Origin of the sequence: Streptomyces fulvoviolaceus, from assembly GCF_000718165.1 — a bacterium.
GTDB lineage: Bacteria > Actinomycetota > Actinomycetes > Streptomycetales > Streptomycetaceae > Streptomyces > Streptomyces fulvoviolaceus.
Window position 1 is genome coordinate 1 of sequence record NZ_JOEY01000221.1, and the last position, 254, is coordinate 254.

The following is a 254-nucleotide window of genomic DNA, read 5'->3' on the forward strand; positions in this document are numbered from 1 at the left end:
GGACGGTGTGATCACCGGCTGGGGCACGGTGGAGGGCCGTACGGTCTTCGTCTACGCCCATGACTTCCGTATCTTCGGCGGCGCGCTGGGCGAGGCCCATGCCACGAAGATCCACAAGATCATGGACATGGCCATCGCGGCCGGGGCCCCGCTGGTCTCGCTGAACGACGGCGCGGGCGCCCGTATCCAGGAGGGCGTCTCCGCCCTCGCCGGTTACGGCGGCATCTTCCAGCGCAACACCAGGGCCTCCGGGG

At 69.7% G+C, this 254-nt stretch carries 1 protein-coding gene; it reads left to right on the top strand.

Features of this window, described 5'->3' with window-relative positions; translation table 11 throughout:
- On the top strand, positions 1 to 254 hold a 254-nt coding region (locus tag IG08_RS55540; RefSeq protein WP_043457890.1), incomplete at both ends, for a carboxyl transferase domain-containing protein.